Consider the following 215-nt stretch of genomic DNA (forward strand, 5'->3'; position numbering starts at 1 on the left):
ACGGTTTTATGAGATTAGCTCCACCTCGCGGTCTTGCAGCTCTTTGTACCGTCCATTGTAGCACGTGTGTAGCCCAGGTCATAAGGGGCATGATGATTTGACGTCATCCCCCCCTTCCTCCGGTTTGTCACCGGCAGTCACCTTAGAGTGCCCAACTTAATGATGGCAACTAAGATCAAGGGTTGCGCTCGTTGCGGGACTTAACCCAACATCTC

General features: G+C 52.1%; 1 rRNA gene. It reads right to left on the minus strand.

Features of this window, described 5'->3' with window-relative positions:
• A 16S ribosomal RNA gene (locus MR107_RS31170) occupies nucleotides 1-215 on the minus strand; the annotation flags it as partial.

It is taken from the genome of Bacillus cereus group sp. BfR-BA-01441 (genome assembly GCF_022663075.1).
Classification (GTDB): domain Bacteria; phylum Bacillota; class Bacilli; order Bacillales; family Bacillaceae_G; genus Bacillus_A; species Bacillus_A cereus.